This window comes from Pantoea sp. S-LA4 (genome assembly GCF_054482835.1).
Window position 1 is genome coordinate 1,978,510 of record NZ_JBTLRC010000002.1, and the last position, 25,121, is coordinate 2,003,630.

Annotated in this window: 23 protein-coding genes; 13 read left to right on the forward strand and 10 right to left on the reverse strand. The window is 55.0% G+C overall.

All coding sequences use genetic code 11. From position 1 onward, the window contains the following. Window positions 1-36 precede the first annotated feature (36 nt). Entirely contained in the window at window positions 37-1,362 is a 1,326-nt protein-coding gene (locus ACX3P5_RS10140) for an MFS transporter (protein WP_233987960.1), read from the reverse strand. Between the two features lie 135 nt (window positions 1,363-1,497). Further along, entirely contained in the window at window positions 1,498-3,528 is a 2,031-nt protein-coding gene (locus ACX3P5_RS10145; RefSeq protein ID WP_233987959.1) for a choline transporter, read from the reverse strand. 257 nt (window positions 3,529-3,785) lie between these two features. On the opposite strand from ACX3P5_RS10145, the gene betI reads away from it, so the two are divergent. From betI to ACX3P5_RS10185, 8 genes are all read left to right on the forward strand, one after another. Beyond that, on the forward strand, window positions 3,786-4,379 hold the full coding sequence (betI, locus tag ACX3P5_RS10150) for a transcriptional regulator BetI (RefSeq protein ID WP_233987958.1): 594 nt from the start codon (window positions 3,786-3,788) through the stop codon (window positions 4,377-4,379). Window positions 4,380-4,393: 14 nt separating this feature from the next. After that, entirely contained in the window at window positions 4,394-5,866 is a 1,473-nt protein-coding gene (gene betB / locus ACX3P5_RS10155) for a betaine-aldehyde dehydrogenase (protein WP_458968648.1), read from the forward strand. 24 nt (window positions 5,867-5,890) lie between these two features. Then, on the forward strand, window positions 5,891-7,573 hold the full coding sequence (gene betA / locus ACX3P5_RS10160) for a choline dehydrogenase (protein WP_262287672.1): 1,683 nt from the start codon (window positions 5,891-5,893) through the stop codon (window positions 7,571-7,573). Between the two features lie 426 nt (window positions 7,574-7,999). Next, a complete protein-coding gene (mdtJ, locus tag ACX3P5_RS10165) occupies window positions 8,000-8,350 on the forward strand; it encodes a multidrug/spermidine efflux SMR transporter subunit MdtJ (RefSeq protein ID WP_458968649.1) in 351 nt (116 codons plus the stop codon). Beyond that, window positions 8,337-8,666, forward strand: a complete 330-nt coding sequence (gene mdtI, locus ACX3P5_RS10170) for a multidrug/spermidine efflux SMR transporter subunit MdtI (RefSeq protein ID WP_233987954.1) — start codon at window positions 8,337-8,339, stop codon at window positions 8,664-8,666. The genes mdtJ and mdtI overlap by 14 nt, the downstream gene beginning before the upstream one ends. Window positions 8,667-8,873: 207 nt before the next feature. Next, a complete protein-coding gene (locus ACX3P5_RS10175) occupies window positions 8,874-10,016 on the forward strand; it encodes an acyltransferase family protein (RefSeq protein WP_458968650.1) in 1,143 nt (380 codons plus the stop codon). Between the two features lie 144 nt (window positions 10,017-10,160). Next, a complete protein-coding gene (locus ACX3P5_RS10180) occupies window positions 10,161-10,421 on the forward strand; it encodes a hypothetical protein (protein WP_233987952.1) in 261 nt (86 codons plus the stop codon). A 53-nt stretch (window positions 10,422-10,474) separates the two neighbouring features. Beyond that, on the forward strand, window positions 10,475-10,660 hold the full coding sequence (locus ACX3P5_RS10185; RefSeq protein ID WP_233987951.1) for a hypothetical protein: 186 nt from the start codon (window positions 10,475-10,477) through the stop codon (window positions 10,658-10,660). Between the two features lie 207 nt (window positions 10,661-10,867). On the opposite strand, the gene adhP is transcribed toward ACX3P5_RS10185, so the two are convergent. Beyond that, window positions 10,868-11,887 (reverse strand): alcohol dehydrogenase AdhP, encoded by a 1,020-nt coding sequence (adhP, locus tag ACX3P5_RS10190; protein ID WP_233987950.1) that lies wholly within the window; start codon window positions 11,885-11,887, stop codon window positions 10,868-10,870. Window positions 11,888-12,008: 121 nt separating this feature from the next. Between adhP and ACX3P5_RS10195 the strand changes: the two genes are divergently transcribed. Then, window positions 12,009-12,173: a hypothetical protein gene (locus ACX3P5_RS10195; RefSeq protein WP_458968651.1), complete on the forward strand. Its 165-nt coding sequence runs from the start codon at window positions 12,009-12,011 to the stop codon at window positions 12,171-12,173. A gap of 2,401 nt (window positions 12,174-14,574) precedes the next feature. Here ACX3P5_RS10195 and ACX3P5_RS10200 read toward each other — a convergent pair. Genes ACX3P5_RS10200 through copC form a run of 3 tightly spaced genes read right to left on the reverse strand, consistent with a single transcriptional unit; the run spans window position 14,575 to window position 16,212 of the window. Next, the gene (locus ACX3P5_RS10200; RefSeq protein ID WP_233987949.1) at window positions 14,575-14,922 is read right to left on the reverse strand and encodes a YebY family protein; all 348 of its coding nucleotides are present in this window, start codon (window positions 14,920-14,922) and stop codon (window positions 14,575-14,577) included. 31 nt (window positions 14,923-14,953) lie between these two features. Beyond that, window positions 14,954-15,829: a copper homeostasis membrane protein CopD gene (gene copD, locus ACX3P5_RS10205; RefSeq protein ID WP_458969178.1), complete on the reverse strand. Its 876-nt coding sequence runs from the start codon at window positions 15,827-15,829 to the stop codon at window positions 14,954-14,956. A 5-nt stretch (window positions 15,830-15,834) separates the two neighbouring features. Continuing rightward, entirely contained in the window at window positions 15,835-16,212 is a 378-nt protein-coding gene (gene copC / locus ACX3P5_RS10210; protein ID WP_458968652.1) for a copper homeostasis periplasmic binding protein CopC, read from the reverse strand. Between the two features lie 151 nt (window positions 16,213-16,363). On the opposite strand from copC, the gene ACX3P5_RS10215 reads away from it, so the two are divergent. Continuing rightward, a complete protein-coding gene (locus ACX3P5_RS10215; RefSeq protein WP_094119981.1) occupies window positions 16,364-16,594 on the forward strand; it encodes a DNA polymerase III subunit theta in 231 nt (76 codons plus the stop codon). Between the two features lie 2 nt (window positions 16,595-16,596). Next, window positions 16,597-17,265 (forward strand): exodeoxyribonuclease X, encoded by a 669-nt coding sequence (exoX, locus tag ACX3P5_RS10220; RefSeq protein WP_458969179.1) that lies wholly within the window; start codon window positions 16,597-16,599, stop codon window positions 17,263-17,265. Here the strand turns inward: exoX and ACX3P5_RS10225 are convergent. Both ACX3P5_RS10225 and ACX3P5_RS10230 read right to left on the reverse strand, forming a co-directional pair. Continuing rightward, a complete protein-coding gene (locus ACX3P5_RS10225; RefSeq protein WP_458968653.1) occupies window positions 17,259-19,322 on the reverse strand; it encodes a prolyl oligopeptidase family serine peptidase in 2,064 nt (687 codons plus the stop codon). The genes exoX and ACX3P5_RS10225 overlap by 7 nt on opposite strands. A 115-nt stretch (window positions 19,323-19,437) precedes the next feature. Continuing rightward, on the reverse strand, window positions 19,438-20,094 hold the full coding sequence (locus ACX3P5_RS10230; protein ID WP_094119983.1) for a tellurite resistance TerB family protein: 657 nt from the start codon (window positions 20,092-20,094) through the stop codon (window positions 19,438-19,440). A 168-nt stretch (window positions 20,095-20,262) separates the two neighbouring features. Between ACX3P5_RS10230 and purT the strand changes: the two genes are divergently transcribed. Beyond that, complete coding sequence (purT, locus tag ACX3P5_RS10235) at window positions 20,263-21,441, forward strand: formate-dependent phosphoribosylglycinamide formyltransferase (protein ID WP_458968654.1); 1,179 nt, start codon at window positions 20,263-20,265, stop codon at window positions 21,439-21,441. A gap of 35 nt (window positions 21,442-21,476) precedes the next feature. On the opposite strand, the gene ACX3P5_RS10240 is transcribed toward purT, so the two are convergent. Both ACX3P5_RS10240 and zwf read right to left on the reverse strand, forming a co-directional pair. After that, window positions 21,477-22,115, reverse strand: coding sequence for a bifunctional 4-hydroxy-2-oxoglutarate aldolase/2-dehydro-3-deoxy-phosphogluconate aldolase (locus ACX3P5_RS10240; RefSeq protein ID WP_094119984.1), 639 nt, complete (start codon window positions 22,113-22,115; stop codon window positions 21,477-21,479). A 202-nt stretch (window positions 22,116-22,317) separates the two neighbouring features. Continuing rightward, window positions 22,318-23,793, reverse strand: coding sequence for a glucose-6-phosphate dehydrogenase (zwf, locus tag ACX3P5_RS10245; protein ID WP_031377491.1), 1,476 nt, complete (start codon window positions 23,791-23,793; stop codon window positions 22,318-22,320). A 365-nt stretch (window positions 23,794-24,158) separates the two neighbouring features. Here zwf and ACX3P5_RS10250 point away from each other — a divergent pair, with 365 nt between their 5' ends. Then, entirely contained in the window at window positions 24,159-25,025 is an 867-nt protein-coding gene (locus ACX3P5_RS10250) for a MurR/RpiR family transcriptional regulator (RefSeq protein ID WP_458968655.1), read from the forward strand. Window positions 25,026-25,121 lie beyond the last annotated feature (96 nt).

Below are 25,121 nucleotides of genomic sequence, written 5' to 3' on the forward strand. Positions count from 1 at the left end.
CTGGCGGCGACCGGTGCCGCCACGCCCCGACTGTGGTTATTTTAACGGCGCATCTTCGCGCTGATCTTCCCCCTCTTCCTGCTCTTCGTCCGGCTCAGGCTCGCTGTTGCCCATTGATGCCTGGATCACCTCCTCTTCCAGCGTGGGGATCAACGCCGCACCCAGCGGTGAGGTGGCGAGGCTATCCGGCATCACCACATGCGGCAATGGCACTTCAGTAGTGGGCAGCGGTCCTGGGGCTTTGACATAACTCAGTCCGGCAATCACCAGCGCGCACAGGCTAAAGAACAGGTAGAGCATATTGCTGCCAAATGGCTGTATCAGCGCCCCGATCACCAGCGGGCCAATACTGGCACCAATGCCAAACGCCATCAGCAGACAGGCGGTTAACGAGACCCGCCGTTCAGCAGCGACCTGATCGTTCGCCAGCGCCACCTGCAACGGATAGAGCGAAAACTGCATCATACTGGCGACAAAGGCGATGCCGATCATCCAGTTAAAGGTCAGATGCGGCAACAGCACCAGCGGCACGCAGGCCACGGCAAACAGGATAGCCATGCAGAACAGCAGCCGCTGACGGTCATAACGATCCGACAGCCAGCTGAGCGGAAACTGCGACACCAGCCCGGCAAAGATAGTCAGGCTCATAAAGTAGCCGGTCTGGCTGGTGGTAAAGCCTTTACTGCTGCCGTAAACCGGCGCCAGACCATAAAAAGCGCCGATGACCATGCCGGTCACCAGCGTGGTCCCGAGCAGTTTAGGAATGGTGCGAATGAAGTAGCCGAGCTCCATCGGCGCGGGCGACATTGGCTGAACATGGGTACGGGTGGTGAGCGCAATCGGCACCAGACAGAGAGCAAAACAGAGCGCCACAATCAGCAGCGTGCTGACGTCAAAGCCGCTTTGCAGGCTGAGGATCACCTGCCCGCCGCTCAGGCCGAGATAGGTGGCGACCATGTAAAAACCAAAAATCACGCCGCGCTGCGACGATTCCGCCTGATCGTTGAGCCAGCTCTCCAGCACCATGTATTGACACATCATGCACAGCCCGATAATCAGGCGCAGGAAGACCCACAGCGGAATAAAATCAGTCAGCCCGTGACCAATGACCGAGGCGGTAATAATCCCGGCACAGGCAACGTAAGCGCGAATATGACCGACGCGGGCGATCAGGTTGTGCCCGACTTTGCCACCAATCACCAGCCCGATGTAGTTAGCGGCGATAATCGCACCGATCAGCGCGCCATTGACCTGCTCACTGGCGAGCCGGAGTGAAACATAGGTGGTTAACAGGCCCGACCCCAGCAGCATCAGCAGCGTGGTGGTGTACAACGGCAGAAACGTACTGAATATTTTACGCATACGACTCCCTGTCTACAGCTGGCAGGCATCAGGCCAGTAAGCCCTGAATATAGCCGATTTGTCACCGATGCGACGCAGGATCGCCGCACCGGCGATAAAAAAAGCCCGTAAACAACAGAGTTTACGGGCTGACAGTTACATGCTCGGGAAGGTGATATTACTGCCCGGCGCCTCACGGTTGAGATGGATAAAGTTCAGGTGGCGCTCATACTGATCGAGAATATCGATGATCACCTGCTCTTTGCTGTAGTCCATCAAATCGTTACCCTGGCTGCCCTCCAGCAGGAAGGTTTCCAGCCGGTAATAGGTCGATTTACCGCTGCGGGCGCGATAGGTAAAGCCCGGAACCGAGTATTGCTGCGGCCAGACCTGATAGACAAAATCCTGCTCTTCGCCAAGGTGGACGCGCAGGTCCAGATAGCCAATCGGATTGTTATCATCCGGTGCCACTTTTTCCAGCGTGACGCCACCACCGCGCAGCTCCAGCTCTTTCGCCACTTCCTGCATCGCCGGATAGATGGTGTTTTCCATCATCTGCTGGGTATAACGCGAGCCAGGATAATTCATCAGGCGCGACAGCCGCTTTTTCCAGGTCAGACGATCGGTGGCATGGGCCAGATAAGGTGCCGTATCACGCGTGGCACTGGCGCGACGGTGGTCCTCCACCTTCAGCGATTTATACAGTCCGGCCATCACAAAGAAGATGACGAAACTGAACGGCAGCCCCATGATCACCGTGGTGTTCTGCAGCGCAGAGATCCCGTTGGTCATCAGCATACTCAGCGTCAGTACCCCGATCGCAATCGACCAGAAAATACGCAGCCAGTTTGGCGCATCGCTGTTGATATCCTTCAGTTTTGAGGTGAAGTTACCCAGCACCAGCGAACCGGAGTCGGCCGAGGTGACGTAAAACAGCATCCCGGTAATGGTCGCGACCGAGGCACTGAGTTTAAACGCCGGGTATTGCGCCAGCAGGCTATAGAAACCGCGTTCGGCATGGGCCATCACTTCCTGAGCAAAACCGGCATTACCGTGAATGATCTGGTAGAGCGCGGCGTTGCCAAATACCGACAGCCACAGCAGCGTAAAGGTAAACGGAATGATCAGCGTACCGAGCACAAACTCGCGGATAGTACGACCCCGGGAGATACGCGCCAGGAACAGCCCGACAAACGGTGACCAGGCGACCCACCATGCCCAGAAGAACAGCGTCCAGCTATTCATCCATTGCGTCGGTCGATCAAAGGCAAAGGTATTGAGCGTCATGCCCATGAAGCGGTTGATGTAATCGCCGACGTTCAGCACCAGTGCATTCAGCAGAAATTCGGTATTACCGAAGAACAGCACAAACAGGATCAGGCCCAGCGCCAGCACCACGTTCAGCTCTGACAGGATACGAATCCCTTTGTCGACGCCGGAGGTCACTGAAATCGTGGCGATCACCACCGACAGCACAATCAGCGCCGTCTGCGCGGTCAGCCCTTCCGGAATATCAAACAGCACTTTCAGCCCGTAATTGAGCTGTACCACCCCAATGCCGAGCGTGGTGGCGATACCAAAAATGGTGCCGACCACCGCAGCGATATCCACGGTATGTCCAATCGGGCCGTAGATACGTTTACCAAATATCGGATAGAGCGCCGAACGAATGGTCAGCGGCAGGTTATAGCGATAGCTGAAGTAGCCGAGCGCAATGCCCATCAGCGCATACATCGACCAGCCGGTCAGGCCGTAGTGGAACAGCGTCCAGACCATCGCCTGGCGTGCGGCCTCCAGCGTCTGCCCCGCCCCTTCCGGCGGCTGCATGTACTGGGTCACCGGTTCGGCGACCGAGAAGAACATCAGGTCGATACCGATACCGGCGGCAAACAGCATTGCCGACCAGCTCAGCACGCTAAATTCGGGTTTGGACTGCTCCGGCCCCAGTTTGATCGAGCCAAACCGTGAACAGGCCATGTAGAGCACAAACACGATGTAGAGCGTAGCAGCCAGCATGTAGTACCAGCCGAAGGTCGCTGAGACCCAGTTCACCGCCGAGAGGATCCAGCCGCCGGCCAGATCGCTGTAGAGAATCGTCACAAGTGAAAACGTCAGAATCAATCCGGCAGAGGTGTAGAACACAACGGGATTGAGTCTGTCTTTTTCACCGGCAGGTGGATTATTCATCGATTACCTCTGGTTAGTTTTCCTGAAAATATGCAATGGGTAAATGTCGCCGCCTGCGGCTGACGCGCCGTGCGGCCTGTTGTTGTACTCTCTTTTCCTGATTTGCCGCTTCGGCAAACGAGTCTATTTTAGCACTCAATGCCGTTGCGCTTTCGCTACATTTAAAGAACAGCATCCTAACAACTTTTCTTTTTATATTGAACGTGCAATCAAAAAAAGTTTTAATAGGCACTCGATTTGAGGGTGGAGCTGGAGCTATGCCAAAGGTGGGGATGCAGCCGATACGACGTCGGCAATTGATTGATGCGACCCTGAGCACGATTAACGAAGTGGGGATTAACGATGCCACCATCGCCCAGATTGCCCGCCGTGCGGGTGTGTCGACCGGCATCATCAGTCACTACTTCAAAGATAAGAACGGCCTGCTGGAAGCGACGATGCGTGATGTGACGCGCCAGCTGCGCGATGCGGTTTCAGCCCGGCTGCAGCCGCTGGCTGATGCCCCGGCAGAGCAGCGTCTGCGGGCAATCGTCGACGGCAATTTTGATGAAACCCAGGTGCACAGCGCCGCGATGAAAGCCTGGCTCGATTTCTGGGCAAGCAGTATGCATCAGCCCCAGCTGAATCGACTTGAGCGGGTCAGCAGTCGACGACTTTACTCGACGCTGGTCGCCGAATTTCGCCGCGAACTGCCGCTGGAACAGGCGCGTCTCGCCGCACATGGGCTGGCCGCCCTGATCGACGGCTTATGGTTACGCGCCGCGCTGAGCGGGAAGCCGTTTAAGCCGGTGGTAGCCCGCACACTGACTACCCAATTCATCCGTCAGCAACTGGCTGGCGAGCACGAATAACGGAAGGAGATAACATGTCCCGATTTACCGAGCAGAAACTCTACATCGATGGCGCTTACGTTGCCGCGACGTCTGGCGAAACGTTCCAGACCATCAATCCGGCCAACGGCGAGGTGCTGGCCGAGGTTCACGCTGCCGGTCAGCAGGATGTTGATCGCGCCGTTGCCGCAGCCAGAAAAGGCCAGAAAATCTGGGCCGCGATGACCGCCATGGAGCGTTCACGCATTTTGCGCCGCGCCGTCGATATTCTGCGTCAACGTAACGATGAACTGGCTGAGCTGGAGATGCTGGATACCGGTAAACCGCTGAGCGAAACCGCCAGCGTCGACATCGTCACCGGCGCGGACGTGCTGGAATATTACGCCGGTCTGGTACCGGCGCTGGAAGGTCAGCAGATCCCACTGCGTGACACCTCTTTCGTCTATACCCGCCGTGAACCGCTGGGCGTGGTCGCCGGTATCGGTGCCTGGAACTACCCGATTCAGATCGCGCTGTGGAAATCCGCACCCGCACTGGCGGCCGGCAACGCGATGATTTTCAAACCCAGCGAAGTCACGCCACTGACCGCATTGAAACTGGCGGAAATCTACACCGAAGCGGGCCTGCCGGACGGCGTATTCAACGTGTTGCCGGGCATCGGCTCGGTCACCGGCCAGTTGCTGACCGAACATCCGGGCATCGATAAAGTGTCGTTTACCGGCGGCGTAGTTAGCGGCAAAAAAGTAATGGCTAACGCGGCGGGATCGACGCTGAAAGAGGTCACCATGGAGCTGGGCGGTAAATCGCCGCTGATCATCTTCGACGACGCGGACCTCGATCTGGCGGCTGACATCGCCATGATGGCGAACTTCTACAGTTCCGGCCAGGTCTGCACCAACGGTACCCGGGTGTTTATTCCGACAAAACTGCAGGCGGCGTTCGAAGCCAAAATCAGCGAGCGCGTCGCCCGCATCCGGGCCGGCGATCTGCGCCAGCCGGAGACCAACTTTGGCCCGATGGTCAGCTTCAGCCATCGCGATAACGTGATGCGCTACATCGAATCCGGCATTGCTGAAGGCGCGCGGCTGCTGTGCGGCGGTAAACGCCTGACCGGTGGCGAATTCGATCAGGGTGCCTGGGTGGCACCAACGGTGTTCACCGACTGCCGCGATGAGATGAAGATCGTCCGTGAAGAGATCTTCGGACCGGTGATGTCCATCCTGAGCTACGACAGCGAAGAAGAGGTGATCCGCCGCGCCAACGACACCGACTTTGGTCTGGCTGCCGGTCTGGTGACCCAGGATCTGAACCGGGCGCACCGCGTGATCCACCAGATCGAAGCTGGCATCTGCTGGATTAATACCTGGGGCGAATCAGCGGCGGAAATGCCGGTCGGCGGCTACAAGCACTCCGGCATTGGACGCGAAAATGGCCTGATGACGCTGCAAAGCTATACCCAGGTGAAGTCAGTGCAGGTTGAGCTGTCGCGTTTTCAGTCCGTATTTTAATCATTAAAACCTGAGGAACGATGAATGGAATTTGATTACATCATTATTGGAGCCGGATCCGCAGGGAACGTTTTGGCCACCCGTCTGACCGAGGACAGCAACGTGAATGTGCTGTTGCTGGAAGCGGGCGGCCCGGATTATCGATTTGATTTCAGGACCCAGATGCCTGCGGCGCTGGCCTATCCCTTGCAGGGAAAACGTTATAACTGGGCGTACGAAACCGAACCTGAGCCTTACATGAACAATCGCCGCATGGAGTGTGGTCGCGGCAAAGGTCTGGGCGGTTCGTCGCTGATTAACGGCATGTGTTATATCCGCGGTAATGCGATGGATCTCGACAACTGGGCCACCGCGCCCGGTCTGGAGCACTGGAGCTATCCCGACTGCCTGCCTTACTACCGTAAAGCGGAAACCCGCGATATCGGCCCGAATGAGTTCCACGGCGGTGACGGTCCGGTTTGTGTGGCGACGCCAAAAGCGGGCAATAACGTGCTGTTTGAAGCGATGATTGAAGCCGGTGTGCAGGCGGGTTATCCGCGCACCGACGATCTCAACGGTTTCCAGCAGGAAGGTTTTGGTCCGATGGACCGCACCGTGACGCCACAGGGACGCCGTTCCAGCACCGCGCGCGGCTACCTGGATCAGGCTAAAGGCCGGCCAAACCTGAAAATCATTACCCATGCCACCACCGATCGGATTGTGTTCGACGGCAAACGTGCGGTCGGCGTGGAGTATCTGCAGGGTGACAGCAACAGCATCAACAAAGTGACCGCGCGTCGCGAGGTGCTGTTGTGCGCTGGCGCCATCGCTTCGCCGCAGATCCTGCAGCGTTCCGGCGTCGGTTCGCCTGAACTGCTGAAGCAGTTTGATATCCCACTGGTGCACGATCTGCCAGGCGTGGGTGAAAACCTGCAGGACCATCTGGAGATGTATCTGCAGTATGAATGCAAAGAGCCGGTGTCGCTCTATCCGGCCCTGAAATGGTGGAATCAGCCGAAAATCGGTGCCGAATGGATGTTCAACGGCAGCGGAATTGGCGCCAGCAACCAGTTTGAAGCGGGTGGCTTTATCCGCAGCCGTGAAGAGTTCAGCTGGCCGAATATTCAGTATCACTTCCTGCCGGTGGCGATTAACTACAACGGTTCGAATGCGGTCGATGCACACGGTTTCCAGTGTCACGTCGGCTCAATGCGCTCACCGAGCCGTGGTCACGTTCGCCTGAAGTCACGCGATCCGCGCCGGCATCCGGCCATTCTGTTCAACTACATGTCGCATGAGCAGGACTGGCACGAGTTCCGTGATGCGATTCGTATCACCCGTGAGATCATTAACCAGCCGGCGCTGGATAAATACCGCGGCCGTGAAATCAGTCCGGGGCTGGAGTGCCAGACTGACGAGCAGCTGGATGAGTTCGTGCGTAACCACGGCGAAACCGCTTATCACCCGTGCGGCACCTGTAAGATGGGTTACGACGAGATGTCCGTGGTCGATGGGGAAGGCAAAGTGCATGGCCTCGAAGGCTTACGCGTGGTCGATGCGTCGATCATGCCGTTGATCATCACCGGCAATCTCAACGCCACCACTATTATGATTGGCGAGAAGATTGCCGATATCATCCGTGGTCGCGATCCGCTGCCGCGTAGCACCGCCCGCTATTACGTTGCCGGCGATGCCCCGGTGCGTAAGGTACCGCAGCGTGCTGAGTAATCAGTGACGTTGTCACGTAATTCCGGCCGGGTACCTTGTTGCCCGGCTGTTTTTTACCTTCACCTCTGATTAACATATTCCTCCTTATCGCGATCACTTTTCATTGTGATAAACCTAAATCAACCCAAAACGAAGCATATCCTGCTATTGATTACCCATCAGGCAAAATGCTATAAATCTGGCGTGTTTATAACCGGAGGCCTGCTTCGTCCACTGATGAGAAGCAACAAAGTGGATGCGTCGTGAATATTATGAGCAGAATGTTCATTTCAATCCCTGTCACTTTTACCCCTTTCCTCTCTGGCTGGAACGCCGCCGATCGGCACTGGCGCAGCGCCCTGTAGTCCCCTTTCCACTTCGACTAAATTCTGCGTCTGCTGACACCGTTGTGATGGCAGGAATAGTTATCGTTGCTGGAGAAAAACCATGCGTGCATGGATCATATTATCACTCGCTATTGCTACTGAAATTATCGGCACCCTGTTTATGAAATGGTCCAGCCTGAGCGGCAGCCAGTCGGGCTACCTGATGATGCTGGGGATGATTACCTGCTCCTATATCTTGCTGAGCTTCGCCATTAAACGCATTGCGTTAGGCGTGGCTTATGCGCTGTGGGAAGGGATTGGCATTATGCTGATTACCCTGTTCAGCGTGCAGCTGTTTGGCGAAACCCTGACCCTACTGAAACTCGGTGGCCTGGTGACGCTGGTGGCTGGCATTGTGCTGATCAAAACCGGCACCCTGGCCACGCCGGAGGTGAGCCATGGTCATCGCTGATCTGGTTCATCCCGCCTGGCTGGCGCTGGCGATCGTGCTGGAAATTGCCGCTAATATTTTTCTTAAATACTCCAATGGCTTTAAGAAACCGCTGATTGGTGCGCTCTCACTGGCATCGGTACTGCTGGCCTTTAGTGCGCTGGCACAAGCCGTCAAAGGCATCGAATTATCGGTGGCCTATGCGGTCTGGGGTGGTTTTGGGATTATCGCCACGGTCGCGGCCGGTTGGGTCTTATTTGGCCAGCGTCTCAACAGAAAAGGCTGGGCCGGGTTAACCCTGCTGCTGGCCGGTATGATCCTGTTAAAGCTGGCCTGATGCGGCCTGACGAATGATTAACGTCGCTTAACGACAGCGAGTCGCTCGTCGTTAAGCGACTGCTGACTGTTGCCTGTTTCTCCTCGATTTTCCGGTTAAACTCCGCTCGGAATTTTCCCACTTTGTTGTCGCCCCGTTTACTTAATCACAGCCTTGAGGCTAAGTGAGCGCCCAAAGACGGATAAAACGGAAACCGAGGAATTTTTCATGTCTGCAACACGAGGATGGTCAACGGAGCTGGAGGGGTTACGCGGTATCGCCTCTCTTTGGGTACTGGTCGGCCATATCAGTCTGCTGGTGCATTGTCATATCACGCTGATTTCGTCACCGGGGATTGGGGTCGATCTGTTTATTTTGCTTTCCGGTTATCTGATGGCGAAAAACTACGTTGAGCGCCAGCAAAAAGAGCCGTGGCAGCACGCTGAAACCATTAAAAAATTCTGGATCCGTCGTTTTTTCCGTATCGCCCCGCTCTATTACCTGTTGCTAATTATCGCCCTGATTTACGGTCCGTGGTTCGGTGAGATGCGCGATACCATTGCCCATTTCTACTCAGGCACCGCGACCGAGTCATCCCGTTACACCGATCAGTCACTGACCAATATTCTCACTCATTTCAGCTTCCTGTTTGGCCTGTTGCCTGAATATGGCTTCAATACCGTGCTGCCGGACTGGAGCATTGGTCTGGAGATGCAGTTCTATCTGCTGTTCCCGTTCATCATGCTGGTGACGCTGCGATTCGGCTATGCGACTTCACTGATTGGTATTATGGCGCTGTGCTGCGCCGGACGTTATCTGCTGGCGGATTACTACGAAGCCTTTGAGATGCCGTCGATGATCCTGATTAAGCTCAACATGTTCCTGTCGGGAATGCTGCTGGCCGAAGCGATTCGCCGTAAATCCCTGCTTTACGTGGCCTATGCGCTACTGGGCCCGGTCGCCAGCGTGGCGATTGGTCTGGAAGCGATTAAGCTGCAGGTGATTATGGAAGCGCTGATGATTGTCGGGATGACCGCGATTCTGTGGCAGTACCGCGAAAACAGCGTGATGGCACGACTGATTATGCTGCCGCGTAAGCTGCTCAATAACCGCCTGAGCACCTGGCTGGGCGACGTGTCGTTTTCGGTTTACCTGCTGCATCTGCTGATTGTGATTCCACTGATCGCTCTGCTGCTTAACCATACCGACATCGAATTTAAAAGCGATCTGGTGCGCTTTCTGATCGTCTGCGTGACCGCTATTCCGGTCACCTATGCGCTGGCGTCGCTGCTGTATAAATATGTCGAGAAGCCAGGTATCCAGATCGGCAAACGGGTGCTGAAACCTAAACTGGCCAACCAGCCTGGCTGATCTCAGCGTTGTGCCCCTCTCTGCATTAAGCCCCGTCAGCGGGGCTTTTTTATTGGTCAGCAAAAGCCTTTGCCGCACCCACTGCGCCCTCACAGCCTTGCGCTACACTTTTCCGGTACCCATGAGATCAACAGAGGAGAGACAATGAGCGTTCAGCATCTGCTACTTTCCAGCGACGGTGGTCATCTGATTATCGAAGCTGATGAACTCGAAACGGAGCTGGTGATCCCGCCGCATCTGCGAACCGCAACCGGCGATGAGGCTGATGGTGATACCGGTCATCGGGTAACCGTGACGCGGCACTACTGTAAAGGCCGCTACTACGCTGTCGCACTTGATCGCCACGCGGCCAGCAATGAGATCGATGACGTGATTGACCTGCTCCATCCCGCCCCGATTGAGTAGCCAGCATCGCTGGTCACGTGGTAAATGATTTAAGACAGAGAAGGAAGCTGATTATGCAGAATAAGAAGTGGTTCGTTTCTTATGTAATAAAGCCGAAAGGCGAAGATCACGTTACCGCCCATGCTTTCATCGAAGGCCATGATGTCGAAGAGGCGCTGGAAGCCTATATGTTTGAGATTAAGAAGGACATGTCGCTGCAAACCGCAGAGATTACCCTGCTCTCGGTCAGCCTGGTGTAAGGCAGCCTGACGCATTAACCTCGCTACGGCGAGGTTTTTTCTTATCGTTCAGCAGATGCACCGACCTGCACTTCTGCTTTACTGGCAGAATCAGCCCGCAGTTGAAGCCTACCTGGTACTCTCTTCCTTTGCTGGCATCCAGTTGTGGCGGTGCTGGGGCGTAAAAAAGCCCGCATAGCGCGGGCTACAGATTCGAACGTTCCGCTATCAGGCTGACTGACCGGTAAAATCGATCACCATCCTGCCGCGAATGGTTCCCTGAAGCATCTCATCGAAGATGGTATTGATTTCGCCGATTTTCCGTTTGGTGACTTTAGGCACCACCTTCCCTTCTGCAGCAAACTGGAAAGCCTCAGCCAGATCGTTACGGGTTCCGACCAGCGAGCCCACTACCTGAATGCCGTCCAGCACCAGTCGCGGAATATTCAGGCTCATCTCTTCAGGCGGCAGCCCGACCGCGACAACCCGACCACCGGCACGGACCGCGTCAACAGCCGAGTTAAACGCCGCTTTAGCGACGGCGGTCACCACTGCCGCATGTGCGCCACCGGTTTTTTCCTGAATAACTGCAGCCGCATCCTGCGTAGCGGAGTTGACTACCAGATCGGCACCCATCTGTTTCGCCAGTTCAAGCTGACCTTCGCTGATATCCACGGCGATAACCTTGGCGTTGAAGACATTCTTCGCGTATTGCAGTGCGAGGTTGCCCAGCCCGCCGAGCCCGTAAATAGCAATCCATTGACCGGGTTTCACTTCTGACACCTTCACCGCTTTATAGGTGGTGACGCCAGCGCAGGTCACGCTGCTGGCCGCATAAGGGTCGAGCCCTTCCGGTACTTTGACCGAATAATCCGCTACCACGATACACTCTTCAGCCATGCCACCATCAACGGTATAACCGGCATTGACTACGTCGCGGCAGAGCGTTTCGTTACCCGAGTTACAATATTCGCAGTGTCCGCAGCCCTTAAAGAACCACGCCACGCTGGCGCGATCGCCAGGCTTGAGCGAGGTAACATCGGGCGCCACTTCCTCCACGATACCGATACCTTCATGCCCGAGCGTTACGCCCGTTTTGTCGCCAAAGTCACCGTTCTTCACATGCAGATCGGTATGGCAAACTCCGCAGCACTCCATCCGCAGCCGTGCTTCGCCATTCTTCAGCGGGCGCAGAGTTTTTTCTACAACATCAACCTGGTGCTCACTGTTAGCAATTGCAGCTTTCATAAACATACCTCCCTTTGATTGAGCTGTAAGGATAAGCCAAACGCGAGTGATAACAAGTTTATTGGCGGGCTGAGGATGGCGATGTGATGGTTTTGTACTGACTATCCGGCTGAGTCTGTTTGTGGCCAGTCATGACGTTGCAGATGACGCCAACCCGATCAATCAGAATGATACGCAGGTCGGGCCATGTATGTGCCTTGTTGAGCGCGGCTTGCTTAGTGAGTATCAGCTGATCGAAGAGGTTATAAAGTACGGTGAAGAAACCGTTGGCATCACAGATGATTAAGTTATGAGTGTTGGCGATCCAATGCCGATTGTCACCTGTTCAACAGGTGACAAACTGCTCTGAGTAGCGTTTGGCTGCATGCCGGACTCTGGTCTGTCCGCCTAATTTGATGCCGGGTTGGTATTGCTCTCGTTCCAGAAGAAAATGCAGTCAGGTGACATTTTAATAGGCTCTCCGATCACGATAACGCCTGGTACTAACAGGCCTGACCGTTCAGCGCCGCCAATAAATACTCTCCTCTCAATTTTTGCCAAATGGCAAAATCGACCAATGGTATATCTAGTGAGCAGATAACCGCGACCAGCTTAATGGCTCAGCATTATGAATAGTGAGAGAAAAAGTAGTAAAAAGTCCACCGGGGTGGACTTTAAATTCAGCCCATCAGGATTTTATAATACATCGTATTAAAAAGTCAGCGACCTTTTTACTTATCGTCACAGCCCCGATAAGGCTAGTGAGGTATAATGCATATCTGGAAATATCTCTCGGTATGTCAAAATACGTCGAATCCCACAGGCAAACACCATGCAGAAAAGACACATTAAAAACGATGCACAGGGCCATTACCGCAAAATCTATAAGGCAGGTGATTTTTTTTGCATGCTTTTCTAATTGCATACGCCACCTATTCCACCAGAGCAGTTTCCGGCCCCTGATTGAGATGCCCCTCCCCCAGTACCATTGTTTGAGCTACCAATACATGCGCCATACCCGTTTGACAGGTCACCTATGAGTGCTCCCGCTGGCTCGCCTTTTATACCGCCCAACGCGCCTGAGCCAATTGATATCACACAGTCATCGGTACCTGCATAAATGTCATCATTTCCATTACTGCCAGCGGTGCGATTGCCACTGCTCTGTTGGCTTTGTCGGGCGCCGGCACCAGCATAGGCAGGACCACAGGCACCCCTTGTACCAGCAACAAAGGTTGACTGCTTAATGTTTAAAATTTCCATATTTTAAATCTCCCAAAGAAGTATCAAGCTTAAAGGAAGCAGCGCTGCAGGTTGTTTATACCATTTAAGCAAACCGACCTCAAAATCAAACCCTGCTTTAATAAAAGCCAGTAAAGCCTCTGATAGTAAAGGAAATTAAATAATTTACAGGAAAAAATAAATTTCAAATGGCGACAAAAAAAACCATTTTTATCCTATTACTTCTAAAATAATGAGACCTGACGCACACCTGATGATCAGGCATTTAATTAACCGCTTTATGTAACAAATTTTTCACCGCGATATTTGGCAACAACTTCTTAATTGTTACTTAGGATAGATAGTGAACTCAATCATCATAATGGGATAACACCAATTAAGGCCTATCGACGTAACCTGGCTTTTCAAATTACTTATCAGATTGATCTCTGCTGAACAGGGGATTCGCCGTAGCAACAGGATGATAAAATTTCTTGTATCTGCATTTATTTAACCGTGATAGAAACCACAACCTGCTGGCTACGGTATCCTGAAGTACGGCTATCTATTGAGCAAAAAAACTCGCTAACGGTTGGAATTCCGAGGTTCAAGTTAACTTTCGGGGAGACCGTTCTGAACAAAGTTAAGGTGGCTTTTGCGTGCGCGTTGCTCTTTTTTTATTCGCCTTAAACTGAGTTAAGTTGTCAGGGAGGATGGGTGTGACGAACCCTTTATGACTATAAATTCCTGTCTGCATCACAACCCCACGCAAATAAACCTGACCTCCTGAGATAAGCAATTAATTGTATTAATAATGGATTACCATGACACCTTTGAATTGATCAATTCAATAATCTGTAAAGGATTTTAACCCGATTGTATGTCAGACCCGATAAAGCTCATTCTGATAAAATCATAATACCCGGCATTGATCCTGCCGTCTCGTAAGCATCTGTATGATCAGCCCTGATGATTTTTTTACTCCGATAGTCTGGCTGAAGGGTTCGTTAAAACGCGGAACAATGCCGATATCGGGCTAATCATTAATCCCCTCATCTTTTCTGGAATCAGTTAACTGCCGGTGCGACCGTTGAAAGTGAATGTGACAAATTATTCGCTAAACACAGCAGGACATCAGCCAGAAATGATGACTGAAAAGTATCTCCATTCCGGAGAGGAAAATCTGCGATGGTCTGAAAGGACAATATCGGATAGGGAATCTTGTGGATCTGATTTTTATCTTGATAATTAAACAAAAAAAGACCGAATACGATTCCTATATTCGGTCCAGGGAAATGGCTCTCAAGGAGCCGTGCGCTAAAAGTTGGCATTCATGAAGGCGGTTTCGCCTTACACGTTAAGATTAGATCAGCGCACAGGATTTGCCAGTCAGCGCGAGGCTGGAGGCCGGAATCTGGAACAGTTTGTGATCGCAACGGCAGAAAACAGTGGAATTCGGGTACAGCGTGGCACTGTACCCGGCGGGTTTATTTACCGCACAACGCCTGGGTGCGCTCAACAATCGGCTGCAGGCTCATCATATGGCCCGGATTCGCTTTATCTTCACTCTGAATCACGCTGATCGGTTGTGCTTTCACCTGTTTGTTTTTAAACAGCTGCTCTGCTTTGTCATTCAGCGGATACTGCATCAGGGTGCTGGGGTTAATGGCAAACAGCGAACCGTCTTTTTCACAGGTCAGCATCACCTCTTCACGGTTAAACGGCCATTTGTCTTTACCGATTTCAAAACGGCTGACGGTAATGATCTGCGCCGCCAGCGCCTGGCCGCATAGGGATAACAACAGGACTGCGGGAATCACTTTCTTCAGCAACATAACTTACCTTTACGCATCTCTTAAATAATATTCAGGCTGGCGACAGCGTGGCAAAAACGCTGACCAGCCCAACCACTCCACACGCCAGCAGCAGTTCCAGCTGGGTCATGCGGATAAATTTTTGCTGCGTCCCACTGCCCGCCAGACGAAAGCGTGGCACCAGCCAGTAACGATTGATCAGCGCCACCAGCACCATTAACGCCACCAGCAACACCTTGCACAGCAGTAATATCACATAAGGTGAATCGGGCCACGTCAGCGGCCAGCCGAGGATCATCAGACTGTTGATCGCGCCAGTGAGCAGCGTTAACGCAACGGCCAGATGACCATAACGGGAAAAACGCATCATGGTACGGATAGCATCCGTGCGGCGCTCAATCTGCCGCGCCTCGCGCATCAATAACAGCAGCGGTAACAAACCACCGGCCCAGAACGCCGCCGCAATCAGATGCAAAGCCTGATTGATCAGGTGTAACAGGCCGGGCCAGCCTTCATGCATCGCTGCATGTCCAGTGAAGGCCAGAGAAGCCAGTTGCAGCACGCCAGTCAGCAGTAACGTCTGCGCTCGCAGTCGCCCGTTCAGCCACAGCCCTGCGACGGCTAAAACGCTGAACAGCATCTCCCATTGCCACACAACGCCAAAGCGGGTACCCAGCACCGCCAGCCAGATGGCACCCTCGGCCAGGTTGGCGCTGTCGCCGCTCATCAAGACGTTCTGGCAGGCCAGCATCGCCAGTGCGCTCAGCAGCGCCAGCCACGCGCTCCACTGCAACAAGGGGTTTAAGCCAATCGCCAGCCGTGGACGGTAGCGTGCCGGTGCCAGTAGCGCAGAGTAACCTGCACTCGCGGTCAGCAGCATCAGGGCGGCAAAATGCAGCCCGCGCAGGCTTACCCACAGGGTCTCCACCACGATTATTTCACGCTGAAGCGGTAGCTTCCTGAGGTTTTATGCCCGTCAACCGACAGCACATGCCAGTTAACCTGATAGTCACCGGCTTTAAGCGGCTGCGGCAGATCAATAATCAGATGACTGGCCTGTTTCGCCGCGACTCGCGCTTTGCCGGTCGCTACCGGCTGTTGTGCCGCATCCAGCAAGGTCACGCCGCTGAATGCCGCCTCAATATCTTCGCTAAAATTCAGCGTCAGCACATCCGCTGAAGAGGTCACCTGCGCGTTAGCCGCCGGATTTGATGACTGAAGATGAGCATGGGCCAGCGCAAACTGACTGAAACTCAGGCCAGCGACAACCGCCAGCGCAGCGATCATGCGGGAAACCGCTTTTTTCTGCATAAGATCATCCTTTTAACAACCGTTGACGCGACAAACGTGGCGAAAGGATACGCTGCTCGTTTTATGGTGTCGAGGCCAGCGATGCGATCCTTAACCCTTGATTCAGGCCGGGGAAAACATTACTTTTGCCCCACATCATCAGGAGAACACTATGAGTCATAACCTTGCCCGGCTGTCCCGGGAAGAGAAAGACAAAATCAATGTCGATTTGGCGGCAGCGGGTGTGGCGTTCAAAGAGCGCTATAATATGCCGGTGGTCGCAGAGATGGTCGCTCAGGAACAGCCCGAGGCGCTACGCGACTGGTTTCGTCAGCGACTGATGCACTATCGCCAGGCGTCACTCAGCCTGTCGCGCCTGCCTTATGAACCGAAGATGAAATAATGATGTTACGCGTAATTGATACCGAAACCTGCGGCCTGCAGGGCGGCGTGGTGGAAGTGGCGTCGGTGGATGTGATCAACGGCCAGATTGTTAACCCGATGAGCGATCTGATCCGGCCTGACCGCCCTATCAGCCGGCAGGCAATGGCGGTGCATCGCATTACCGAAGCGATGGTGGCCGACAAGCCGACCATTGAACAGGCGATTTCCCGCTACCACGGCAGCGCCTTCTACGTGGCGCATAACGCCAGCTTCGATCGTCGCATGTTGCCAGAGATGTACGGTGAGTGGATCTGCACCATGCAGCTGGCGCGTCAGCTGTGGCCGGGCATCAAATATGGCAATCAGGCGCTGCGGCACTCGCTGAAGCTGGACGTCACGCCGCCCGCCGACCTGCATGCGCACCGCGCGCTCTATGACTGTTATGTCACCGCCGCGCTGTTAATACGCATTATGGAAACCTCAGGCTGGAGCGCATCCGAGATGATTGTGCGCTCGCAACCGGCGGCGCAGCGCGACGATGTTCTGCCGTTCGGCAAATATCGTGGTCAGGCGATTGCAGTGATCGCCCGTAAAGATCCGGGCTACCTGAAATGGATGCTGGATAACGTGGCCGATCTGCGCCCGCCATTACGGCAGGCGCTGCGGAAATGCCTCAGCGAGGCTCAGTAGTCTCCGGTCGGGGGTAGCGTCCCCTGCGCCAGTCCGAGGATAAAGGCGTACTCCATCGCCACCCCTTCGTAGGCTTTATAGCGACCGGACTTGCCGCCGTGACCGGCATCCATGTCGGTACAGAGCAGCAACAGGTTATTGTCGGTTTTCATTGATCTGAGCTTCGCCACCCATTTTGCCGGTTCCCAGTACTGGACCTGCGAATCGTGCAGGCCGGTCGTCACCAGCAAATGGGGATAGGCTTTGGCTTCGATATTGTCGTAAGGGCTGTACTGGCGGATGTAGTGATAGTATTCCGCCTGATTGGGATTGCCCCACTCATCATATTCGCCGGTTGTCAGTGGGATCGACTCATCGAGCATGGTGGTCACCACATCCACAAACGGCACCTGCGCCACCACGCCGTGGAAACGCTGCGGTGCCATATTGATCACCGCGCCCATCAGCAGGCCACCGGCGCTGCCACCCATCGCGTAGAGCCGTTCGGGATGCCCGATGCCACGCGCCACCAGCGCATGGGTTACGTCGATAAAATCGGTAAAGCTGTTCATCTTATTCAGCAGGCGGCCCGCATCGTACCATTGCTGGCCTAACTCGCCGCCGCCGCGAACCTGAACCAGCGCATAGACAAAGCCACGATCCAGCAGGCTCAGACGGCTGACGCTGAAATCGGCATCCATACTGCTGCCATACGCACCGTAGCCGTAGACCAGCATCGGGTTCTGGCCCGGCTGATAGTATTTACGGTTATAGACCAGCGAAACCGGCACTTCGGTGCCATCGCTGACTTTGATCCAGTGATGCTCGCTTTTGTAGTCGTCCGCGTCGAAGCCTTTTACCGCCGTCTGTTTCAGAATGCGGCGTTCACCGGTATCCATATCCAGCTCAAACAGCGTGGTCGGGGTGGTCATTGACGAGTAACCGTAGCGCAGTTTACTGGTGCGGGGCGTCGGGTTATAGGCCAGCCAGGTAACATAGGTCGGATCGTCAAACGCGATGCCGCTGTTTTCGCCGCTGGCCCAGTTAATCTGGCGCAGGCTGGTCAGGCCGCGCTGGCGCTCCTCAACCACCAGCCAGTCACGGAATAGCTGGAAATCTTCCATCACCACATGATCCCGCGCCGGGATCAACGTCTCCCAGCGGGACTCAGGCAGATATCGGGTGCGATAAAGCCCGAAGTTCTTGCCGTCGCGATTCGAGCGGATAAAGAACTGGTGATCGTAATGGTCGAGGCTGTACTCATGATCGCGGCGGCGCGGCAGGAACACATGCGGTAGCGCATCCGGGAAGTTAGCGTCGATCAGCTGAATTTCACTGGTGGTCGTGCTGTACAGCGCGATCAGGATGAACTGTTTTGAGGTGGTTTTATGCACGCTGAGGTGAAACGTATCATCCTTCTCCTCATACACCAGCTGATCGTCGCACTGCGGCGTTCCCAGCTCATGCCGCCAGACCTGATAAGAAAGCAGCGTCTGTGGATGCTTCTGCACATAGTAGACGGTGCGGGAATCGTTGCCCCAGGCAAAGCTGGAGGAGGCGTTGCTCAGCACTTCCGGATACCAGCTGCCGCTGTGCAGATTGCGGAAGCGAATGCCATATTGCCGCCGCGACAGAAAATCTTCTGCCATCGCCATCACCTGGTTATCCGGGCTGATGTGCAGCGCGCCCATGGTGTAAAACTCACTGTGCGAGGCGCGCTGATTGGCATCGAGCAGCAAGGTCCATTCATCAGACTCCGCGCTGTCGGCGGGTTGCCGATAGTAAGCCGGATATTCATTGCCGCTCTGATAGCGACTCTGATAACGATACCCGTTCTTCACATAGGGCACCGAATGGTCTTCCGGCGGCAGACGATCGATGATCTCTTTGAGTACCCGCTCCTGAAGCGGTTGCTGAGAGGCCATGATTTTACGGCCATAATTATTTTCAGCCCGCAGGTAATCGAGAACTTCGTTATCTTCACGTTTGTCGTCGCGTAGCCAGTAGTAGTTATCGACGCGCGTTTCACCATGCAGCGTCATCTCATGCGGTATTTTCTTTGCGATGGGTGCTTTCATGACATCCGTCTCCGTGAAAGTAATGATCTGTAAGCGTGGCACCAAAGGCGCAGGAAGCCAAGCTTCAACTGGTACGGAAACAGCAAGCTGGCCACCGGAGGTGGCCAGTGGGGGATTAACTGGCGGGTAAGCGGGCCTTCTCTGCCACGATATCCTGCTGAATACCGTCACGGACATCCTGCGGGATTTTTAGCGCATCGCCCAGCGCCGACAGGTAACTGCGTTCCATAAAATGATCGACGTCGATTGCCGCGCAGCTCAGGAAGTAAAGCTCCAGCGCCTCCTCTTCGTTCTTTACGTCGGCGGCCAGCCACTGCGGATCGAGTGGGCGGTTCATCGCTTTCTGAATCAGCTGTTCCGCCTCCTGACCGTAACCAGACTGATGAATATTCTGCTCAATCGCTGCCCGTTCCTGATCGTCGATATGACCATCACTTTTGGCGGCGAATACCAGCGCTGTGACCAGACGTTCGGCGCGCAGGTCAATGGGCGTCTGCGCTGCGCCAAAGTCAGGTTCATTCTGGTGCGCTTCGCTGACCCGCTGCTTATATTTGTTCCACAGCACCGCGCCTGCGGCAGCACCGCCGCCAATGATCAGCGCTTTGCCGCCATATTTGGTTAACAGTTTGCGCGACGATTTACTGGAAATCAGCATACCCGCCAGGCCGCCCAACGCGCCCGGTGCCAGCATATCGCTTAAACCACCGCCAGACTTGCTGTCGCCGCCCTTCTTCGCCAGTACCGACTGAATTTGTTGCAACCAGTTGTTCATCATCCACTCCTGTTTAAGATGGTAGTCCGTCATCCTGACGAAAAAGATGTCAGGAAACGTCAGAGCGGGAAAAGTAAGGCAAACGGCGGAGCGTTCGGTAAGAAAGATGAGTACGCAATCGTTTTCGTTTATACTGCGCGCGCATTTTGTGACTGCTTAGGTGAATTTATGACGACTCTCGGAACTGCGCTGCGCCCTGCGGCCACGCGTGTGATGCTATTAGGTTCAGGTGAACTGGGTAAAGAGGTGGCGCTGGAGTGTCAGCGTCTGGGTGTGGAAGTGATTGCCGTTGATCGCTACGCCGATGCCCCGGCGATGCAGGTGGCGCATCGCAGCTATGTGATCAACATGCTGGATGGCGAGGCGCTGGCCGCGCTGATCGCGCAGGAAAAACCTGACTTCGTGGTGCCGGAAATTGAAGCCATCGCCACCGACACCCTGGTGGCGCTGGAGCAGCAGGGACAGCGCGTGGTGCCGACTGCCCGGGCGGCACAGCTGACCATGAATCGTGAAGGTATTCGTCGTCTGGCTGCCGAAGAGCTGTCACTGCCGACCTCCCGTTACTGCTTCGCCGACAGCAAAGCGCGTTTCGACCAGGCTGCCGCGGAGATTGGCTTTCCCTGCATCGTGAAACCGGTGATGAGCTCCTCCGGCAAGGGCCAGAGCTTTATCCGTGATGCCAGCCAGCTGGACAGCGCATGGGAATACGCGCAGCAAGGCGGCCGTGCCGGTGCCGGTCGGGTGATCGTCGAAGGCGTCGTGACCTTTGATTTTGAAATTACCCTGCTGACCATCAGTGCGGTGGACGGCATTCATTTCTGCGCACCCATTGGTCATCGTCAGGAAGATGGCGATTACCGTGAATCCTGGCAGCCGCAGCAGATGAGCGATCTGGCGCTGCAGCGGGCGCAGGCGATTGCAGCGCAGGTGGTTGAGGCGCTGGGCGGATATGGACTGTTTGGCGTTGAGCTGTTTGTCTGCGGTGATGAGGTGATCTTCAGCGAAGTGTCGCCACGTCCACATGACACCGGCATGGTGACGCTGATTTCACAGGATCTGTCAGAATTTGCGCTGCACGTCCGGGCCTTCCTCGGTCTGCCAATTGGCGGCATTCGCCAGTATGGTCCGGCTGCGTCGGCGGTGATCCTGCCGCAGCTGACCAGCCAGAATGTGCAGTTCGTGAATGTCGGGGCGGCGCTGGGTGCCGGTCTGCAACTGCGTCTGTTCGGCAAGCCAGAGATCAGCGGACAGCGCCGGCTGGGCGTGGCGCTGGCCAGCGGTGACACCACCACTCAGGCGATTGCGCGTGCGGTCGCCAGCGCGGCAGCGGTGAAGGTCGAGGGATAATATCAAGGCGGTGAGCCTCGGCTCACCGCCAGAACTTACTTCGCCCCTTCTACCGCTTCACGCGCCAGTCGGGTAATCCGATCCCAGTCGCCCGCTTCCAGCGCATCGTTAGGCACCAGCCACGAACCGCCAATGCACAGCACGCTTTTCAGCGCCAGATAGTCACGGTAGTTGGCCGGAGAGATACCGCCGGTCGGGCAGAAACGCACCTGCGGGAAAGGCCCGCCAATCGCCTGCAGCGCTTTCACACCGCCGTTGGCTTCCGCCGGGAAGAATTTGAACTCACGCAGGCCGTAGTCCATGCCGGTCATCAGTTCTGAAACGGTGCTGATGCCAGGAATCAACGGAACCGGGCCTTCAACGGCAGCTTTCAGTAACGACTCCGTGACGCCAGGGCTGATGATAAATTGCGCGCCCGCCTCGGTCACTTCCTGCAGTTGCTGAGGATTAATCACTGTACCCGCACCGACAATCGCTTCCGGCACTTCTTTGATCATCGCACGCAGCGCATCCATCGCCACCGGCGTACGCAGCGTTACTTCCAGCACCCGGACACCGCCCGCGACCAGCGCTTTCGCCATCGGGACCGCGTGTTCCAGCTTGTTTACCACGATCACCGGCACGACCGGTCCGGTGGTCAGAATCTGTTCAGCACTTGTTTTCCAGTTCTTCATCACTTCCCCTTGCTTGATAACACCGGGATTAGCGGCCCGGTCATGGAGCCTCGGCTCCTGCCCTGTCAATTGCGCCACTACCATACATGATCCGGTTCCTGAGCGTCCATCGCCCGACGCGATTTTTGAAACGCCAGTTCACTTTTCTGCCTTTGCGTCGGACAAAAAAAAGGCCCGCACAGTGCGGGCCTCAGAGGTTCCGTTATTCAAATTCGTTCCACGAACGGCCATCGCGGGTGATCATCGCCACCGAGGCAACCGGGCCCCAGGTGCCGGCCTGATACGGTTTGGAAGAATCACCATCCGCCGCCCAGGCTTCAATGATGGAATCGACATAGGTCCAGGCCGCTTCCACTTCGTCACGGCGGACAAACAGCGCCTGAATGCCGCGCATACTTTCCAGCAGCAGGCGTTCATAGGCATCCGCCAGATGCGACTGGTTGAAGGTTTCGGAGTAGCTCAGATCCAGCTTAGTGGTCTGCAGCTTGTGCTTGTGGTCGAGGCCTGGCACTTTGTTCAGGATCTCGATATCCACCCCTTCATCCGGCTGCAGACGAATGGTCAGCTTGTTCTGCGGCAGCTCTGAATAAGAATCTTTAAACAGGTTCATCTCAGGGTTTTTAAAGTAGACCACCACTTCTGAACATTTGGTCGGTAACCGTTTGCCGGTACGCAGATAAAACGGCACGCCCGCCCAGCGCCAGTTGTCGATATCCACCCGGATGGCGACGAAGGTTTCGGTGGCGCTGGATTTATTGGCACCCTCTTCTTCAAGGTAGCCCGGCACTTTTTTACCCTGCACGAAGCCCGCGGTGTACTGACCACGTACCGTTTTCTCACGCACGTTGGTCTGATCGATGCGACGCAGCGAACGCAGCACCTTCACTTTTTCATCACGGATGCTGTCAGCGCTGAGATCGGAAGGCGGCGACATGGCGATCATGGTCAGAATCTGCAACAGGTGGTTCTGGATCATGTCACGCATCTGGCCCGCTTTGTCGAAGTAACCCCAGCGGCCTTCAATCCCGACCTCTTCCGCCACGGTGATCTGTACGTGGTCGATGGTGCGGTTGTCCCAGTTATTGACGAAAATCGAGTTGGCAAAGCGCAGTGCCAGCAGATTCAGTACCGTCTCTTTGCCCAGATAGTGGTCAATACGGAACACCTGGCTCTCATCGAAATATTCACCGACGCTATCGTTGATTTCCTGTGAGGTTTCCAGTGAGGTGCCGAGCGGCTTCTCCATGACGACACGCGCCGGTTTGGCATTCAGCTTCGCGGTGCCCAGCCCCTGACAGATGGCGCCGAAAGTGCTCGGTGGCATGGCAAAATAGTTGATGGTGGTGCGTTTTTTCTGATCCAGCATCTTGCCCAGTTTCGGGAAGTGCGTGGTGTCATTCACATCGAGGTTGCAGAAGTCGAGACGGCCGCTGAGCTTATCCCACAGCGCTTCGTCAATCTTCTCCTTCATGAAGGTTTCCAGCGCTTCACGTACCACTTTGGTGTATTCCGCTTTGTCCCACTCGGCGCGGCCTACGCCAATGATGCGGGTCTCTTCGTGAATCTGACCCGCTTTTTCTAACTGATACAGTGAAGGCAACAGTTTACGGCGTGCAAGATCGCCTTTGGCACCGAAAATCACCAGATCGCATGCCTGGGCTGTTTGTGTAACCGCCATTTTCCTCTCCTCGTTGCAGGATAATCCGATGGTGATGCATCCTCTGCCACCGGGTCCAGGTTGTTATTTTCTTTCAGCACAATGTACTTTTTTCCCCGCGCCAGGTAAACCGACACGCCGGGTCAACCGCATTAACTCTGTACCGGATAGTGTCAGCGCGTGTGATGACGCGTGCGCATTTCTGCTTTTTTCTGTGTCTGATGTTGTCAGGCAAAATCCGGCACCGCTCAAAGTATGCCAAAAAAAAGCGCGTCCGGCTTATCCGCCCTTGCGCCCGACCCGCGCTAACGCGATATAGTCTCTGTTAATGGCTGCCAGCGACAGCAATAATTGAAATCGATAAAAGTGATAATGGTCATCCACTTATGAATATGCTGGAAAAGATTGAGGCGCAGCAGGCTGCGTTGAGTAAAGCGGAACAGAAAGTGGCCGGGCAGATTCTGGCAGCGCCGCAGGCTGCGATGCACTCCAGCATTGCCACGCTGGCGCGCGCAGCGGGCGTCAGCGAACCCACGGTCAACCGTTTTTGCCATCGGTTAGGCGCGCGCGGTTTTCCGGACTTCAAACTGCAGCTGGCGCAAAGCCTGGTGAAAGGCAGCAGCTGGGTCAGTCGTGGCGTAGAGCAGCATGACGATGTGGAAAACTACAGCCATAAAATTTTTGATTCGGCGCTGGCTGGCCTGCAACAGGTCCGCAACCAGCTGGACGCCGCGAGTCTGCAGCAGGCAGTCACGCTGCTGACCGGGGCGGATAAACTCGCTTTTTTTGGTCTGGGCGCTTCAGCGGTGGTGGCGCATGACGCCTTCACAAAATTTCTGCGCTTTGATTTGCCGGTCTTCTGGTCGGACGATATTGTGATCCAGCGCATGAGTTGTATAAATAGTCGAGCCGGTGACGTTTTTGTTCTCATTTCACATACTGGCCGCACAAAAAATATGGTAGAACTGGCTCGCCTGGCCCGTGTAAACGGTTCCACCGTTATTGCCATCACCTCTCCCGACTCGCCCCTTGCCGACGAAGCCGCGCTGGCTTTAGTGCTTGATGTACCGGAAGATACTGATGTCTATCTACCGATGGTGTCGCGCCTGGCGCAGTTGACCGTGATCGATGTGTTGGCGACCGGTTTCACTCTGGAACGCGGAACGCCTTTCCGGGAAAACCTCAAGCGCGTTAAACAGGCGCTGAAAGCGTCGCGTTACGAAAAGCACGCCATTCGGGAACAAGATACATAACAAAATAATTAACATCACATTTACAATGTGAGTCGTATCACAACCCATCGATCATATAGAATAGCTAACCATGCCGCGTCCGGAGATCAGGACCGG

What these genes read in the sequence shown, in the direction of transcription:
- ACX3P5_RS10140 (WP_233987960.1), bottom strand. Translation starts at nt 1,362, where the DNA reads ATGCGTAAAATATTCAGTACGTTTCTGCCGTTGTACACCACCACGCTG.
- ACX3P5_RS10145 (WP_233987959.1), bottom strand. Translation starts at nt 3,528, where the DNA reads ATGAATAATCCACCTGCCGGTGAAAAAGACAGACTCAATCCCGTTGTG.
- betI (WP_233987958.1), top strand. Translation starts at nt 3,786, where the DNA reads ATGCCAAAGGTGGGGATGCAGCCGATACGACGTCGGCAATTGATTGAT.
- betB (WP_458968648.1), top strand. Translation starts at nt 4,394, where the DNA reads ATGTCCCGATTTACCGAGCAGAAACTCTACATCGATGGCGCTTACGTT.
- betA (WP_262287672.1), top strand. Translation starts at nt 5,891, where the DNA reads ATGGAATTTGATTACATCATTATTGGAGCCGGATCCGCAGGGAACGTT.
- mdtJ (WP_458968649.1), top strand. Translation starts at nt 8,000, where the DNA reads ATGCGTGCATGGATCATATTATCACTCGCTATTGCTACTGAAATTATC.
- mdtI (WP_233987954.1), top strand. Translation starts at nt 8,337, where the DNA reads ATGGTCATCGCTGATCTGGTTCATCCCGCCTGGCTGGCGCTGGCGATC.
- ACX3P5_RS10175 (WP_458968650.1), top strand. Translation starts at nt 8,874, where the DNA reads ATGTCTGCAACACGAGGATGGTCAACGGAGCTGGAGGGGTTACGCGGT.
- ACX3P5_RS10180 (WP_233987952.1), top strand. Translation starts at nt 10,161, where the DNA reads ATGAGCGTTCAGCATCTGCTACTTTCCAGCGACGGTGGTCATCTGATT.
- ACX3P5_RS10185 (WP_233987951.1), top strand. Translation starts at nt 10,475, where the DNA reads ATGCAGAATAAGAAGTGGTTCGTTTCTTATGTAATAAAGCCGAAAGGC.
- adhP (WP_233987950.1), bottom strand. Translation starts at nt 11,887, where the DNA reads ATGAAAGCTGCAATTGCTAACAGTGAGCACCAGGTTGATGTTGTAGAA.
- ACX3P5_RS10200 (WP_233987949.1), bottom strand. Translation starts at nt 14,922, where the DNA reads ATGTTGCTGAAGAAAGTGATTCCCGCAGTCCTGTTGTTATCCCTATGC.
- copC (WP_458968652.1), bottom strand. Translation starts at nt 16,212, where the DNA reads ATGCAGAAAAAAGCGGTTTCCCGCATGATCGCTGCGCTGGCGGTTGTC.
- ACX3P5_RS10215 (WP_094119981.1), top strand. Translation starts at nt 16,364, where the DNA reads ATGAGTCATAACCTTGCCCGGCTGTCCCGGGAAGAGAAAGACAAAATC.
- exoX (WP_458969179.1), top strand. Translation starts at nt 16,597, where the DNA reads ATGTTACGCGTAATTGATACCGAAACCTGCGGCCTGCAGGGCGGCGTG.
- ACX3P5_RS10225 (WP_458968653.1), bottom strand. Translation starts at nt 19,322, where the DNA reads ATGAAAGCACCCATCGCAAAGAAAATACCGCATGAGATGACGCTGCAT.
- ACX3P5_RS10230 (WP_094119983.1), bottom strand. Translation starts at nt 20,094, where the DNA reads ATGAACAACTGGTTGCAACAAATTCAGTCGGTACTGGCGAAGAAGGGC.
- purT (WP_458968654.1), top strand. Translation starts at nt 20,263, where the DNA reads ATGACGACTCTCGGAACTGCGCTGCGCCCTGCGGCCACGCGTGTGATG.
- ACX3P5_RS10240 (WP_094119984.1), bottom strand. Translation starts at nt 22,115, where the DNA reads ATGAAGAACTGGAAAACAAGTGCTGAACAGATTCTGACCACCGGACCG.
- zwf (WP_031377491.1), bottom strand. Translation starts at nt 23,793, where the DNA reads ATGGCGGTTACACAAACAGCCCAGGCATGCGATCTGGTGATTTTCGGT.
- ACX3P5_RS10250 (WP_458968655.1), top strand. Translation starts at nt 24,159, where the DNA reads ATGAATATGCTGGAAAAGATTGAGGCGCAGCAGGCTGCGTTGAGTAAA.